General features: G+C 68.9%; 12 protein-coding genes. 5 read left to right on the top strand and 7 right to left on the bottom strand.

Translation table 11 applies throughout. The features are described 5' to 3' along the window. Positions 1-175: 175 nt before the first annotated feature. From FN976_RS02315 to FN976_RS02305, 3 genes are read left to right on the top strand one after another with little or no spacing between them, the layout of a single operon-like run. Positions 176-823: a GntR family transcriptional regulator gene (locus FN976_RS02315; protein ID WP_145890555.1), complete on the top strand. Its 648-nt coding sequence runs from the start codon at positions 176-178 to the stop codon at positions 821-823. A gap of 1 nt (position 824) precedes the next feature. Then, positions 825-1,298: an OsmC family protein gene (locus FN976_RS02310; protein WP_145890554.1), complete on the top strand. Its 474-nt coding sequence runs from the start codon at positions 825-827 to the stop codon at positions 1,296-1,298. Between the two features lie 11 nt (positions 1,299-1,309). Continuing rightward, positions 1,310-1,642: a hypothetical protein gene (locus FN976_RS02305; protein WP_145890552.1), complete on the top strand. Its 333-nt coding sequence runs from the start codon at positions 1,310-1,312 to the stop codon at positions 1,640-1,642. A gap of 4 nt (positions 1,643-1,646) precedes the next feature. Here FN976_RS02305 and FN976_RS02300 read toward each other — a convergent pair whose 3' ends face one another. From FN976_RS02300 to FN976_RS02290, 3 genes are all read right to left on the bottom strand, one after another. Then, positions 1,647-3,680: a DUF1631 family protein gene (locus FN976_RS02300; protein WP_186510727.1), complete on the bottom strand. Its 2,034-nt coding sequence runs from the start codon at positions 3,678-3,680 to the stop codon at positions 1,647-1,649. A 49-nt stretch (positions 3,681-3,729) separates the two neighbouring features. Beyond that, entirely contained in the window at positions 3,730-5,391 is a 1,662-nt protein-coding gene (gene ettA, locus FN976_RS02295; RefSeq protein ID WP_145890548.1) for an energy-dependent translational throttle protein EttA, read from the bottom strand. 64 nt (positions 5,392-5,455) lie between these two features. After that, complete coding sequence (locus FN976_RS02290; protein WP_145890546.1) at positions 5,456-7,834, bottom strand: DUF1631 family protein; 2,379 nt, start codon at positions 7,832-7,834, stop codon at positions 5,456-5,458. 367 nt (positions 7,835-8,201) lie between these two features. On the opposite strand from FN976_RS02290, the gene FN976_RS02285 reads away from it, so the two are divergent. Together FN976_RS02285 and FN976_RS02280 are read left to right on the top strand one after the other, a co-directional pair. Continuing rightward, positions 8,202-10,025 carry a DEAD/DEAH box helicase gene (locus FN976_RS02285; protein ID WP_145890544.1) on the top strand — a complete coding sequence of 608 codons (1,824 nt, stop codon included), beginning with the start codon at positions 8,202-8,204 and terminating at the stop codon, positions 10,023-10,025. Beyond that, positions 10,015-10,590, top strand: coding sequence for a Rossmann-fold NAD(P)-binding domain-containing protein (locus tag FN976_RS02280; protein WP_255440047.1), 576 nt, complete (start codon positions 10,015-10,017; stop codon positions 10,588-10,590). The genes FN976_RS02285 and FN976_RS02280 overlap by 11 nt, the downstream gene beginning before the upstream one ends. A gap of 19 nt (positions 10,591-10,609) precedes the next feature. Here the strand turns inward: FN976_RS02280 and FN976_RS02275 are convergent, their stop codons facing one another. The 4 genes from FN976_RS02275 to FN976_RS02260 form a co-directional block, all read right to left on the bottom strand. Further along, the gene (locus FN976_RS02275) at positions 10,610-11,392 is read right to left on the bottom strand and encodes a transglutaminase-like domain-containing protein (RefSeq protein WP_145890541.1); all 783 of its coding nucleotides are present in this window, start codon (positions 11,390-11,392) and stop codon (positions 10,610-10,612) included. Positions 11,393-11,604: 212 nt separating this feature from the next. Further along, the gene (locus FN976_RS02270) at positions 11,605-12,345 is read right to left on the bottom strand and encodes a FadR/GntR family transcriptional regulator (RefSeq protein WP_145890539.1); all 741 of its coding nucleotides are present in this window, start codon (positions 12,343-12,345) and stop codon (positions 11,605-11,607) included. A 15-nt stretch (positions 12,346-12,360) separates the two neighbouring features. Further along, positions 12,361-12,744: a cupin domain-containing protein gene (locus tag FN976_RS02265; protein ID WP_145890537.1), complete on the bottom strand. Its 384-nt coding sequence runs from the start codon at positions 12,742-12,744 to the stop codon at positions 12,361-12,363. Then, positions 12,741-13,826, bottom strand: coding sequence for an ABC transporter ATP-binding protein (locus FN976_RS02260; protein ID WP_145890535.1), 1,086 nt, complete (start codon positions 13,824-13,826; stop codon positions 12,741-12,743). Before FN976_RS02260 ends, FN976_RS02265 begins: the two co-directional genes overlap by 4 nt. Positions 13,827-13,831: the final 5 nt, after the last annotated feature.

The following is a 13,831-nucleotide window of genomic DNA, read 5'->3' as shown; positions in this document are numbered from 1 at the left end:
CTGAGCCAGCGCGTCAGAACTTTGCAAGCCACACCCGCTGACTCAGCCATTGAAGCCAGTGCCGCGGCGCGTGAATATTCACGGTGCCTGGGCCGCGAGACCCGGTGTTGCTCGCTTGCACACCGAACACGCATCCGCGTTGTCGAGCAGATCGTATACGTGTATAAATATTGCTGTGCCAACCGCCACGATCACCCAGACCACCTCCTCCGCCGTGCTGCAGCTGCTGAGGCAGTCGCTGGACCGGGGCCGCTGGGCGCCCGGCGCACCGCTGAGGCAGGAGGAGATCGCCACCGAACTCAACGTCAGCCGCGTGCCGGTGCGCGAGGCGCTGTTCCAGCTGCAGGCCGAAGGCCTGGTCCAGGTGGTGCCGAACAAGGGCGTGTACGTGCGCAGCGTCAGCGTGGCGGAGCTGCGCGAGCTGTTCCAGCTGCGCCGCCTGATCGAAGGCGACGTGCTGTTCGCCGCCGTCCCGCTGCACACCGCGGCCACGCTCAACCGCGTGGAGACGGTGCAGGCCGCGCTGGACAAGGCTTCTTCAGTGGCCGACTGGCTGGCCGGGGACCGCGAATTCCACGAGTCGCTCTATGCACCGGCGGGCCGGGCGGAATCCATGGGCATGGTGAGACGCCTGCGCTTCCTGGTGGACCGCTTCTACTTCTCGCGCCTGCGCCCCAGTACGCGGGCGCAGGGCTGGCACGAGGAGCACCATGCGCTGCTGCGTGCCGTCCGGCGCAAGGACGCGACCGCCGCGGTGCGGTTGCTGACCGCGCACCTGAACGAAACCGAGCGATGCGCATTGGCCGCGCTGCCCGCGACCTGAGATGTCCAGCTACTCCTCCACCATCAGCTGGGACCGGGCGGGCGCCGACTTCACCGGCCGCAAGTACAGCCGTGCGCACCGCTGGGCTTTCGACGGCGGCGCGGTTGTCCGTGGCTCGAGTTCGCCACTGTCGGTGCCGCTGCCCTATTCCGACGCCGCCGCGGTGGACCCGGAGGAGGCACTCGTCGCCGCCGTCTCCAGCTGCCACATGCTGTGGTTCCTCGACTTCGCGGCGCGCCGGGGCCTCGTGGTCGAGAGTTACGTCGATGCGGCCGTTGGGCGCATGGGCGCCAACGCCGCGGGCAAGATGGCCATCATCGAAGTGCGGCTGCAACCGCAACTGGTGTTCTCGGGGCCCAGGCTGCCGCGCGCCGGCGAGGTCGAGGCGCTGCATCACCAAGCGCACGAACACTGCAACATCGCCAACTCGATCCGGGCCGAGGTGCGGGTCGAAGGCGGCTGGACCACGGCTTAGGGTCCCAGCGTATGCCCCGCCGCGGCAGGCTCCATCACCACGTGTACGTCGTGGAGCTGGGCGACGAGGTCTGGAACAACGGCCGCTTCCGGCGCTGCAATCCCGACTACCGGCTGGGCATGCCGCTCGTCTACGTGGGCATGACGGGGCTCGATCCGGACGTGCGCTTCGACAAGCACAAGGCCGGCATCCAGGCCAACACCTTCGTGCGCGATCACGGGCTGCGCCTCAGGCCCGACCTCTACGCGGTCTACAACCCGATGCCGTACCGCGCGGCGTGCGAGATGGAGGTCGAGCTGGGGATCGCCCTGCGCGAGAAGGGCTACGGCGTCTGGCAGGCCTGATGCTTCAGACGGAGTTGCGCCACGCCACCCGCGCCACGGCATCCAGCGCGCCATCCACCACCGTGTGCGCCGACACCGTGCGCAGGCTGCCGCCGGCCAGGCGGTCCTGCAGGCTGCGCCGTGTCATCGAGCGTGCCGTCCCGGTGGCGTCGGTGAACATGAACAGCAGGCCATGCGGGCTGGCCCAGGTGAGCTGCCAGCGCTCCCAGCCGGTGGCGCCGAGCAAATCGACCCAGGCACCAGGCTGCAAATCGATGCCGGGCAACTCCGGCGGCCACACCGGGTGTTCCGCCGCACTGGACACCGCGGGCAGCGGGACGAAACCGGAATCGTGCGCCTCCAGTGCGGCCAGCCAGGTGTCGCCCGGAGGCGCCGGGGTCTCCGGCAGCGCCGGTGGCGCGGTCTCCATGGCCGCATGCTCCTGCAGCACGTCGAAGGTCGACAGCCAGCGCTGCGTCTCCGCCGGCAGGTAGTCCACGCTGGCGAGGCCGTGGCGCAGCCGCTCGGCCAGCGCCTGGCGATGCGGGAACACGCGCATCGCAAGCGCGGGCTGCACGCTTCGCAGCAAGGTGGCGGCGGCCGCCGCGTAGCCACCGGGGTCGTCGCTGCCGCCACGGTCCGCCAGCCGTGCCTGCGCCATCACCTGCGCCCAGGGGCCGCCCAGGAACGACATCACCTCGGCGGGGGCCCCGGCTGCTTCGGGCCGGCCGGCGAGCTGCTGCGCGATCCGCTCGGCCAGCAGGTTGCGCTGCTCGGCCCGCAGCAGCGCGCGCACCGCCTTCTCGCGCAAGCGCCGGCCGCGCGGCTGCGCCTCGGCCCAGGCGCCCTGCAGCGTGTCCAGTGCGATCTGGAAGACCTCGGGCCCGACGGCCCGCGAATCCAGCAGCGCCTCGACCGCCTCGCGCAGCGCGCCGGCGAATTCCGCGAAGCCCGGCGCGCCCTCGTCCGCCCAGGCCAGGCTGCGCTGCGTGGCCTGTTCGAGCAACTGGCGCGCGGGATGCTGGCGCTCGCTGAAGAAACGCGGGTCGGCCAGCGCCAGCCGCATCAGCGCCGGTTCCAGGTCGCGCACGGCCTCCTGCACCGCGGGCAGCAGGCGGGGATCGGCGGCCAGGTTGTCGACCATCAGCCGGACCACTTCCAGCGCCAGCGCCTGCGCCGGCCGGCGTACCTGCAGCAGCAAGGCATTGCGCAGCAGCGAACGGCCCTCACCCGCCGGGTCCGGCACGGCCGCCTGCCGCTGGCGCAGCTGCTGCATGACCTGGTCCACCTGGCGCATCTCGCGCAGTTGCTCGAAGGCCGCCGGGATGGTGGCGGAGAACTCGGTGTCGGCGAACGGCGGGCGGTTGCCGGGCGCGGCCAGGTCGAGCTCGCCGGCCAGCAGCCGCTGCAATTCGCGCACCGTCAGGTCGGTCTGCCGCTCGGGGGACGGCGGCGGCGCCGCGGCCATGGCCGGCGCGGCAGCCGCGACGCCATGGGCGCGCAGCGTCGCCGTGAGTTCGCGATAGAGGCCGGCCAGTTCGGTGCCGAGTTCGGCGCCCAGGTGCCGCAGCCAGCGCCGCCGCACCGTGGCGGCGACAGGGCTTTGTTGCACGAGCCGGTGCAGGGCTCGCACGAAGACTTCGGGCCTGAGCGGGTGCCGCCCGGGCGTGCCCGGCCCTTGCGCGGCGGCCAGCAGGCTCTCGAGTTCGCCGAGCTCGGGGCGCACGGCCTCGAGCACGTCCTGCGTCACGCGCAGGACGTCGACGTTGTCGCGCACCTGTTCCTCGCCCAGCAAGGGCAGCGAATCGAACGTGAGGGCTCCGCCGCGCCCCCCGGCGAGTGCATGGGCGAATTCAGCGAGCAGCGCCTGCGGAAAGCTGTCGAGCAGCGCCGCCGAATGGTCGGCAAGCACCGTGGCCGCGTCGGCGAGCAGGTTGCGCTCGACGACGTCGGTGCTGGCCTGCGCCTCGCCCGGCATGCGCGCCAGCGCCCGGGCGAGCATGCCCTGCAGCAGGGCCCCGCCGAGGGTGGCCGCTGACTTGACGGTGGCCCGGTACAAGGCCTGGTAGGAGGGGTGAATCGACGTAGATGCCCCCGCGGACTGCTGGCTACTTCAGGGCTTTATAGCGCACCCGATGCGGCCTCGCACCTTCTTCGCCCAGGCGCTTCTTCTTGTCCGCCTCGTATTCCTGGTAGTTGCCGTCGAAGAACACCCACTTGGCGTCGTCCTCCGCCGCCAGGATGTGCGTCGCAATGCGGTCCAGGAACCAGCGGTCGTGGCTGATCACCATCACGCTGCCGGCGAACTCGAGCAGCGCGTCTTCCAGCGCCCGCAGCGTTTCGACGTCGAGGTCGTTCGACGGTTCGTCCAGCAGCAGCACGTTGCCGCCTTGCAGCAGCGTCTTGGCCAGGTGCAGGCGGCCGCGCTCGCCGCCGGAGAGCATGCTGACCTTCTTCTGCTGGTCGCCGCCGTTGAAGTTGAAGCGCCCGCAATAGGCGCGGCTGGCCATCTGGAACTTGCCGATGTTGATGATGTCGAGGCCGCCCGACACGTCCTCCCACACCGTCTTGTTGTTCGCGAGCTCGTCGCGGTGCTGGTCCACGAAGGCCATGTGCACCGTCTTGCCGATCTTCACCTCGCCCGAATCCGGCTTCTCCTTGCCGGCGATCATCTTGAACAGCGTCGACTTGCCGGCGCCGTTGGGGCCGATGATGCCGACGATGGCGCCCGCGGGCACCTTGAAGCTCAGGTTGTCGATCAGCATGCGGTCGCCGAACGACTTGGAGACGTTGACGAACTCGATCACCTCATGCCCGAGGCGCTCGCCCACCGGGATGAAGATCTCGTTCGTCTCGTTGCGCTGCTGGTATTCGTAGTCGGACAGTTCCTCGAAGCGGGCCAGGCGGGCCTTGCTCTTGGCCTGCCGGCCCTTCGGGTTGGCACGCGACCACTCCAGCTCCTTCTTCAGGGCCTTGGCGCGGGCTTCCTCGCCCTTCTGTTCGGCCGCCAGGCGGTCCCGCTTCTGCTCCAGCCAGGTGCTGTAGTTGCCCTTCCAGGGGATGCCGACGCCGCGGTCCAGTTCCAGGATCCATTCGGCCGCGTTGTCCAGGAAGTAGCGGTCGTGGGTGATGCCGACCACCGTGCCGGGGAAGCGCGCCAGGAACTGCTCCAGCCATTCCACCGACTCGGCGTCCAGGTGGTTGGTGGGTTCGTCGAGCAGCAGCATGTCCGGCTTGGACAGCAGCAGGCGGCACAGCGCCACGCGGCGCTTTTCGCCGCCCGAGAGGTTCTGGATGACGGCTTCCCAGGGCGGCAGGCGCAGCGCGTCGGCGGCGATCTCCAGCTGGTGCTCGCTGTCGCTGCCGGCGGTGGCGATGATCGCCTCCAGCCGGCCCTGCTCCTCCGACAGCTTGTCGAAGTCGGCATCGGGTTCGGCGTAGGCGGCGTAGATCTCCTCCAGCCGGGCGCGCGCCTGGATGACCTCGCCCATGCCGCTCTCGACCGCCTCGCGGACGGTCTGCTGGGGCTCCAGCTGGGGTTCCTGCGGCAGGTAGCCGATCCGCAGTCCCGGCATGGGGGTGGCTTCGCCCTCGATCTCCTTGTCGAGGCCGGCCATGATCTTCAGCAAGGTGGACTTGCCGGAGCCATTGGTGCCGAGCACGCCGATCTTGGCGCCGGGAAAGAACGAGAGCGAGATGTCCTTCAAGATCGTCCGCTTGGGCGGCACGATCTTGCTGACGCGGTTCATGGTGTAGACGTACTGGGCCATAGCAATCTGCGGGGGAAACCGCCGATTATCGCGGGACAGGGCCGGCAACCCCGCGGCGCGGCGACTAAGCCTTGTTGTCCAGGCTGTTCTTCAGGGCCCGCTGGGCGACCTGGTCGAGCGCTTCGTCCACCACCGGCCGGTCGGCGACGATCTTCAGCTGGTTCAGGGAACGCAGCTTGTCCAGCGTGCGGCGCGACATGGAATGCGCGTTGCCCGTGATGGAGGTGAACATGAAGAGCGTGGCGTGCGGGCTGGCCCAGGTCAGCTGGGCACGCACCCATTCGCCCTTGATGTGGATCTCGACCCAGCTGCCCATCCGCAGGTCTTCCATGCGCTGCGCCGGGGCGGACTCGGCGGGTTCGGCCTCTTCTGGCGCCTCGTCGACGGCGACCGTGTCGGGCACCGTGTCCGGGTTGGCGGCCTGGGCTTCCTGGGCCTTCTCGGCGGCCCGCTTCGCGAACTCGACCTTCTGGGCCGCCTGGGCCAGCTGGGCGGCCCTCTCCTTGTCCGCCTGCTTGGATTCGTGCCCGCCGCCGACCGGGGAGGCGACGAAGTCCAGGTCAATTTCGGCGTCGGGCACGAAGCCGGATTCCTTGGCCTCGTTCGCGTCCAGCCACATCTGGACTTCGTCCTGGCCGCTGTCGGCGAACTGGGAGGGCTCCTGCCACGCGGCATCGGCGGCGGCCTCGGCGGCTGCATCCTGGCCCTCCTGCACCGCGGCACGGTGCAGCGTGATGAGATTGTCGAAGAAGCGCTGGGTCAGCTCCGGCGGGTAGCCGATGCGGTGCAGGCCTTCCCGCAGGCGCGTGAGCAGCCCGGGGATCATCTGGACCAGCCGGCGGGCCCGGCCGCGCTGCGCCGCCGTCTTCTGGACGCTCCAGATCAGGTCGTCCACGAGCGCCCGGTAGCCGAAAGGGTCGGAAGAGCCGTCGGTGCAGGTCAATTGCGATTCGGCCACGACCTGGGCCCAGGAATTCTTCAGGAAGTCGACGAAGAAATCCGCGACGTCCAGGCCCTCGACGGTGGCGGCGAACTCGGATGCCAGGCGCTGGGCCAGCAGGTTGCGCTGCTCCGCGTGCATCAGCGCGCGGGCGGCCTCCTCGCGCCGCTGTTTCACGTGCTGGTCCTGGTCGCTCCACTGCTCCTGCAGGTTTTCCAGCAGTTCGTCGAAAGTCTCGGCATCGACCACCTTGCTGTCGAGCCAACCGCGCGCGGATTCCACCGAAATCATGAAACGCGCCCAGCCCTCGTCCTGCTCGGAACCGAAAGCGAGGCTGCGCTGGGTGATGCGGTCGAGCAGCTGGCGCGCGGGGTGATTGCGGTCGCTGAAGAAGCGCGAATCGTCCCCGGCCAACCGATGCACCGCGGTTTCCATCCCCTTCAACTGGCGCTTGAAGCTCGGCAGCAGGCGGTTGTCCTGGGCCAGGTTGTCGAACATCAGCCGCACGACCTCCTCGCCCAGCTGCTGCCCGATGCGCGGCGGCGGCGTGCTGGATTCGGGTTCGTCCGAGAGCATGTCCTTCGGCTTGTCGCTCACCGGCGGGGCCTTCGGCGGGCGCTTTTCGAGACGTTCCACCAGCACGTCGACCTGCTGCATGTCCTGCAGCATGTTCATGGAGGCCGGCACGGTGTGCAGGAAGTCCTGCTTGGCCTTGGGCTGGTCGAAGTCCCCGGCCAGCAGCTTGCGCAGGCGATCCAGCGTCAGCAGCGTGCGGGCGACGGAATCGTTGACGGTCGCGCCGCCGGCGGCGCCGGAACCCTTGTTGACGCGTCCGCCCACGGGAACGGCGGGCTCGACGCCGGTGGAACGCAGCCACTCGGCCACTTCCTTGTACAGCTTGCGCAGGTTCACGCCCAGCAGGCCGGCCGCGGGGGTGACCAGGGCCTCGCGCACCGAGTTGTCGGGCACATGGATGGACAGCGTGTGCTGCAGGGCGCGCACGAAGACCTCCGGCCGGACCGGGTTCAGCCCGGGCTGGATGGTGCGCCAGCCCAGCATGGTGCTCACCAGCGCGTCCAGGCCCGGCAGCGTGTCGTCGACGGCCGAAGCCACCTCCTGCTGGGCGCGCGCGACCTCGATGCTCAGGTCGAGCTGCTCGTCGCCGAACAGGTTCAGGTCTTCGAAACGCAGGGTTTCGGCCTGCACCTGGTCCTTGCCCCCGCCCTGGTAGACCAGGCGCGTGAGTTCCTGCTCGAAGGTCTTGCCGATCTCCGCGACATTGCGGCCCAGGCCTTCCACCGTCTGCTTGACGCCCGGCCGCTGGAAGCTGGAGATGCGGCGCGGCCCGTTCGAGGCGGTGCCGAGCTGCATCGCCTGGATGACGTCAGTGATCAAGGGCTGCGCTTGCTGCAGCACGGCCTCGAGGCAGTCGTTCAGCGACGGCTGCAAGGCGGTGGGGTCGTCCGCGACCCCCATACGGATCTTCAACAGCTTGGTGGCCATGTGTCCTGCGCGGGGAGACGCCCATTATGAAACCGGGCATGCAGCGCGGCCAAGTGTTTTGCGCCGGGGGCGCCACGGGCGTGGTGGTCCGGGCGCCGGCGGCGCTGTTTTCCTGCAACGCCGGGGTTGCGGCTGCCATGGAATCCGGTCCGGCCGGCAGGCGGCGCCCAGGCATGCGACAATGGCGGCTCCCGCGGCCTTCAGTCGCCCGCGGGCTCAGCGTTCCGCTGGGGATGACGCCGCACACGGTTCCCGTGCCGCAAGCGCTCCTCCCGACCCTAGAACTCCATCTGCCTTGACTGGCTCCGGGCGAAATCCCGGAAAACGGCCGATGCCCCAGCGCCCGGGAAGGCGCTTCCATCCCCTCATGACTTTTGACGAACTGAATCTGGCCCCTGCCATCCTCAAGGCCGTGCGCGAGCAAGGCTACGAAATCCCCACCCCCATCCAGGCCCAGGCGATCCCCGCCGTGCTCGATGGCCACGACCTCCTCGGCGGCGCCCAGACGGGCACCGGCAAGACCGCCGCCTTCACGCTGCCGCTGCTGCACAAGCTCACCAAGGGCCAGGGCCGGACCAACAAGTTCGGCAAGGACGGCATCGCCGCCCTGGTGCTCACGCCCACGCGTGAGCTCGCCGCGCAGGTCGAAGAGTCCATCCGCACCTACGGCAAGTACCTGAACCTGACCTCCACCGTCATCTTCGGCGGCGTGGGCATGAACACGCAGATCAGCAAGCTGAAGGCCGGCGTCGACATCCTCGTCGCCACGCCGGGCCGCCTGCTCGACCTGCAGCAGCAGGGCCATCTGGACCTGTCGACCGTCGAGATCCTCGTCCTGGACGAAGCCGACCGCATGCTGGACATGGGCTTCCTGCCCGACGTCAAGAAGATCCTGGCCCTGGTGCCCAAGGAAAAGCAGAGCCTGCTGTTCTCGGCCACCTTCAGCGACGAGATTCGTGACCTGGCCAATGGCCTGCTCAAGAACCCGCAAAGCATCCAGGTGACACCGCGCAACACCACCGTGCAGCGCATCACGCAGGTGGTGCATCCGGTCGGCCGCGAGAAGAAGAAGCAGCTGCTCGCCCACGTGATCCAGGAACACGACTGGAGCCAGGTGCTGGTGTTCACCCGCACCAAGTTCGGCGCCAACCACGTCGCCGACTACCTGAACAAGCAGGGCATCACCGCGATGGCGCTGCACGGCAACAAGAGCCAGACGGCCCGTACCCAGGCGCTGGCCGGCTTCAAGAGCGGCGACATCCGCGCCCTGGTGGCCACCGACATCGCCGCCCGCGGCATCGACATCGACGAGCTGCCCCACGTGGTCAATTACGAGATCCCCAACGTGCCGGAAGACTACGTGCACCGCATCGGCCGCACCGGCCGGGCGGGCAACGACGGCGCGGCCGTCAGCCTGGTCTGCCTGGACGAAGAGGGCTTCATGCAGGAGATCGAGCGCTTCACCAAGCAGCAGATCCCTGAAGTGGTGGTCGAAGGCTTCGGCCCGGAAGCGAACGAGCAGGCGCACCCCATCGCCATGGGCCGCCAGGTGCTGTGGGGCGGCAAGGGCCGCCCGCCCAGCCGTGAAGTGATGAACGCGGCGGCGAAGACCGCGCGCGGCGAGATGATGCAGCGCATCCGCGAGAACAAGGGCAAGGAAGGCGGCGGGGGCCGCTCCGGCGGTCAGCGCGCGGCGCCGGCCAAGAGCCGGGGCAATGGCGGCCGTGACGGCAGCCGCGACGGCGACCGCGACGGCAATCGCCAGCAAGCGCCGGCCAATGGCCGGGCGCGCCCGCCGCGCGACGCCAATGCGCCTGTGCAGCAAGGGCGCCCGCCCCGGCAGCAGCAGCAGCGCGGCGCCCCGCGCCAGGACATGGCGGACCGGCAGGATCGCCGGCCGCCGGACGACGCCTACCGCGGCGGGGATCGTGGCGAAGAGCGCGGTGAAGACGCGATCCCGCGCAACGTGGACCCGTTGCAGACGAACCTGCACAATCGCCGCAATGAACTCCGCGGCACCCGCAGCACCCAGGCCGGCAGCCAGCCCGACCCCACCCGCACCAGCGTCGACAGCATGGCCGGCGGCGGACGCCGGGGCGGTGGCGGCGGTGGTGGCAGGTCGAACCGTTCTGGTGGCGGGGGCTTCGGGCCTCGTGGGCCGGGCGGTCCTGCAAGGACTTTTGGCCGATGATTCGGTCGCGGCGGTCCATGCACTGGGCCGCCGCAAGCTCGGGATCGCGCATCCCAAGCTGACTTCGCACGCGGTGGACTTCGCCGCGCTGCCTCCCCTCCCCCCGGTCGATGAAGCCTACCTGGCGCTTGGGACCACCATCAAGGTGGCCGGCAGCCAGGCGGCTTTCCGCGCTGTCGATCTGGAAGCGAACCTGGCGGTCGCCCGTGCGGTGCACGCCAACGGCACCCGCAAGCTGGGACTGGTGAGCGCCATGGGTGCCGACGTGCGCTCTTCCATCTTCTACAACCGCGTCAAGGGTGAACTCGAGGACGCCCTGGCGTCGCTTGGTTTTACGACCCTGGTCATCGCCCGGCCTTCGTTCCTGGCTGGCGACCGCGAGGCGCTCGGGCAACCGGTGCGCGGCGGCGAGAAGCTGGCGTTGCGCGTGAGCCAGGTGCTGCGGCCGCTGATCCCGTCGAACCTGCGTTCGATCGCGGCTTCGGATGTCGCGCGGGCGTTGCTCGTCCACGTACCGACGACGCAGGGGCGGAAGGTGATGTTGTCGGGGACGATGCAGTCCTGACGGACGCCGCTGCGGCGGTTCAGGACGTCTTGCGCGCCGGCAGCGCGGGGCCGCCCGACGAATCTTCCCGCAGGTCGCGGATGGCGCGTTCCATCGTCGGCGCCAGGACGTTCCAGTGCAGCGCACGCGTCAGGCGCGGATGGTTGTTGCGGTAGACCTTGGACGAAACGAATTCCAGCGGATCGCAGTACACCCCGAGGTCCTCCACGACCATGGGATCCTGGTCGGTCGGCATGCCGCCCACGAACGCATCGTGCGCGCCGTCCCACAGCGTGTGGCCGGCGACGTGGATGCCGTAGCCCCATTCCCAGCCCTGCTCCTTGAGCCGCTGGCGGGCCGCCGCCATGTAGCCGGCGTCGAAGATGTAGGTGTCCGTGCGGGCCCAGCGCCCCTGGACCCAGGCTTCGACCACGGGCCGGGCTGCCTGGCTCACGCCCGTGGTGAGGCCGCGCAGGATCTCCCCGCGCAGCGTGATGTAGCGGATGCGCGCCGGGACGCCGGCGAGGCGCAGCAACGCGACGAAGACCGTCGCCTTGTCAGGCGCGTCGCCGCGGTTGGCCTCGACCACTTCGCGTGCCGTGCGAAGCCGCATCTTGAAGGGCTTGGCGAAGACGATGCGCTTGACGAAGCCATAGATGGCCAGCGCCTTCTCGCGGTCGGACTTGCACAGCTGCGTGAGCGAGCGGGCCCGCAGGCGCAGCTTCGTGTCTTCGAGGTCCAGCAACTGGGACGAACCCATCCAGCGCCGCGGATCGTCGAGATCCGGCGCGGGTGCGGAAGGTTCGGAAACGGCTGCGGACACGTGCTGCTTTCGGACAACGGCAGGCCTCGCTGTGGCCCGGTGGAAGGCTACCGCGGGGCGCGGCCTCGGCCTTCCATGTTGTATAGACAAGTATTGTAGGGCTCCGGCCTGTCGGTCGCCTGTCAACTTTGTCGCACACGCGCGTCACATGCGCGGCTTTGAGAATTTTCGTGTTAAACCGCCCTACGCCGTCGTGACCTTCGTCATGGCGGTCACGCCGGCAAGTGGCGTGCGGGCAGGTTGAGCCTGGGCAGGCGCTTGCGTGAGGCGAGTACCGTTTCGATGTCCTCGCGCGCGCCGTCGATCAGCACCACGATCGCCTTCTCGGCGCGCGCGGGGTTGTGCGCGATCACGGCGTCGAGTACCGCACGATGCAGCGGCAGGGAATTTTTCGGACCGTCCTTGCGGCTGGTCGAGATCTCGAAACTGGTGCGCAGCAGCGCCCCCAGCGCCTTGCTCATCTGCACCAGCATCCGGTTGCGCGACGCGCGCAACAGGCCCTGGTGGAAGCGCAGGTCGTGCGTGACGTAGTCGCCGCCCTCTTCCACCGCGCGGCGCATGCCTTCATAGGCGGCTTCGATATCGAGGATGTCTTCCGGTGTCGCGCGTTCCGCCGCCATGCGCACGGCGGCCGGTTCGACCACGCGCCGCAGGTCCTGCAGGTCGCGGAGGAACTCCGGCGTGAAGCCGGACTTCGATTGCCACACGATCACGTCGGGATCGAACCAGTTCCAGTGGTCCGAAGTCAGCACGCGGGTGCCCACCTTGGGGCCGCTTGTGACCAGGCCCTTGGCGATCAGTGACTTGACGGCTTCGCGCACCACGGTGCGGCTGACGCCGAGCTCCTCGCACAACAGGGGCTCCGGCGGGATCGAAGCGCCCGGCGCATAGCGGCCGGCGACGATGGCCTCACCCAGGTGGTCGACGGTGTTGCCGTGAACGTTCTTGATCATGGCAAAGCGGCACCGTCAGCCACGGACGAACAGGGTGACCAGCGGCTCGCTGCCGACCTGCCGGCTCCAGTGCCCATGCAGCGCGGCGTCGAAAGTCGCGCCTTCGGGCAGGAGATCCGCCGAATAGAAGTGCTCGCCAGGGCGGAAGATGCGCGAAGTTCCGTCCTGCAGGCCGATCTCCATTTCGCCCGCCAGGATGAACACCCACTGCGTGTGCGGCGAGCAATGGAACTGGCTGCGAAACCCGACGGGGCTCTGGCGCAGCTGGTAGCCGCCGGAGGGCATCAGCGCGGACAGCATCGCCTGCGGCGTGCCTTCTGCCAGCGGCACCTGCTCCTCGCGGAAACGCGCCTTGCCGTCCTGCGCCGTATGGAGCACGACCTTGGTGAACATGCTCATTGGAGCGTCCCCTCGTCCAGCCGGCCGCCGCCCGCGGTATCGAAGACATGGGTCTTGGCCGGTGACACGCGCAAATGCACGGTGTCATCGGGCTGCACTTCGGTGCGGCCGTGGAGCACCACGACGATGTCCGCCTCGCCCACCCGCAGCAGCAGCTCGGTTTCCGCGCCGGTCGGCTCCACGACCACCACCTTGGCGGGGATGCCCTGGCCATCGGTCGCGAGGGCAACGTCGGTGGGGCGAAATCCGTACTGAACGGCCTGACCCTCCTGCCCACGCGATTGCGGCGCGGCCGGCCATTCGTGCCCCTGCGCCTCGACGTACGTCCGGCCACCTTGCACACGCAAGGTGCCAGGCAGCACGTTCATGGCAGGCGATCCGATGAACTGTGCGACGAACAGGTTGCCCGGGCGGTCGAACAATTCCAGCGGCGTGCCGATCTGTTCGACGATGCCGTCGTGCATGACGACGATGCGGTCGGCCATCGTCATCGCTTCGATCTGATCGTGCGTGACGTACACGGTCGTGGTCTTCAGCCGCTGGTGCAGGGCCTTGATCTCGGCGCGCATCGCCACTCGCAGCTTGGCGTCGAGGTTGGAGAGCGGCTCGTCGAACAGGAAGACCTTGGGGTCGCGCACGATGGCCCGGCCCATGGCCACGCGCTGGCGCTGGCCGCCGGAGAGTTCACGCGGATAGCGTTCGAGCAAGGCATCGAGGTTCAGGATGCGCGCCGCGTTGTTGACACGCTGCGCCGTGAGCGCCTGGTCGGCCTTGCGCAGCTTCAGGCTGAAACCCATGTTGTCGCGCACCGTCATGTGCGGATACAGCGCGTAGCTCTGGAACACCATCGCGATGTCGCGGTCCTTCGAATCGACGTCGTTGATCACGCGCTCGCCGATGCTGATCTCGCCACCGCTGATGGGCTCCAGGCCGGCCAGCATGCGCAGCAGCGTCGATTTGCCGCAGCCCGAAGGCCCGACCAGCACGACGAATTCGCCATCGGCGATGTCGAAGCTGATGCCGTGGATCACCTTGAACTTGCCGAAGTTCTTTTCGACCTTGCTGAATGAGACGTTGGCCATTTTCT

Origin of the sequence: Caenimonas sedimenti (assembly GCF_007833165.1) — a bacterium.
Taxonomy (GTDB): Bacteria; Pseudomonadota; Gammaproteobacteria; order Burkholderiales; family Burkholderiaceae_C; genus Ramlibacter; species Ramlibacter sedimenti.
The sequence above is the reverse complement of the archived record's forward strand: the minus strand, read 5'-3'. Positions and strand labels throughout refer to the sequence as shown.

What these genes read in the sequence shown, in the direction of transcription:
- FN976_RS02310 (WP_145890554.1), top strand. Translation starts at nt 825, where the DNA reads ATGTCCAGCTACTCCTCCACCATCAGCTGGGACCGGGCGGGCGCCGAC.
- FN976_RS02305 (WP_145890552.1), top strand. Translation starts at nt 1,310, where the DNA reads ATGCCCCGCCGCGGCAGGCTCCATCACCACGTGTACGTCGTGGAGCTG.
- ettA (WP_145890548.1), bottom strand. Translation starts at nt 5,391, where the DNA reads ATGGCCCAGTACGTCTACACCATGAACCGCGTCAGCAAGATCGTGCCG.
- FN976_RS02290 (WP_145890546.1), bottom strand. Translation starts at nt 7,834, where the DNA reads ATGGCCACCAAGCTGTTGAAGATCCGTATGGGGGTCGCGGACGACCCC.
- FN976_RS02285 (WP_145890544.1), top strand. Translation starts at nt 8,202, where the DNA reads ATGACTTTTGACGAACTGAATCTGGCCCCTGCCATCCTCAAGGCCGTG.
- FN976_RS02270 (WP_145890539.1), bottom strand. Translation starts at nt 12,345, where the DNA reads ATGATCAAGAACGTTCACGGCAACACCGTCGACCACCTGGGTGAGGCC.
- FN976_RS02265 (WP_145890537.1), bottom strand. Translation starts at nt 12,744, where the DNA reads ATGAGCATGTTCACCAAGGTCGTGCTCCATACGGCGCAGGACGGCAAG.
- FN976_RS02260 (WP_145890535.1), bottom strand. Translation starts at nt 13,826, where the DNA reads ATGGCCAACGTCTCATTCAGCAAGGTCGAAAAGAACTTCGGCAAGTTC.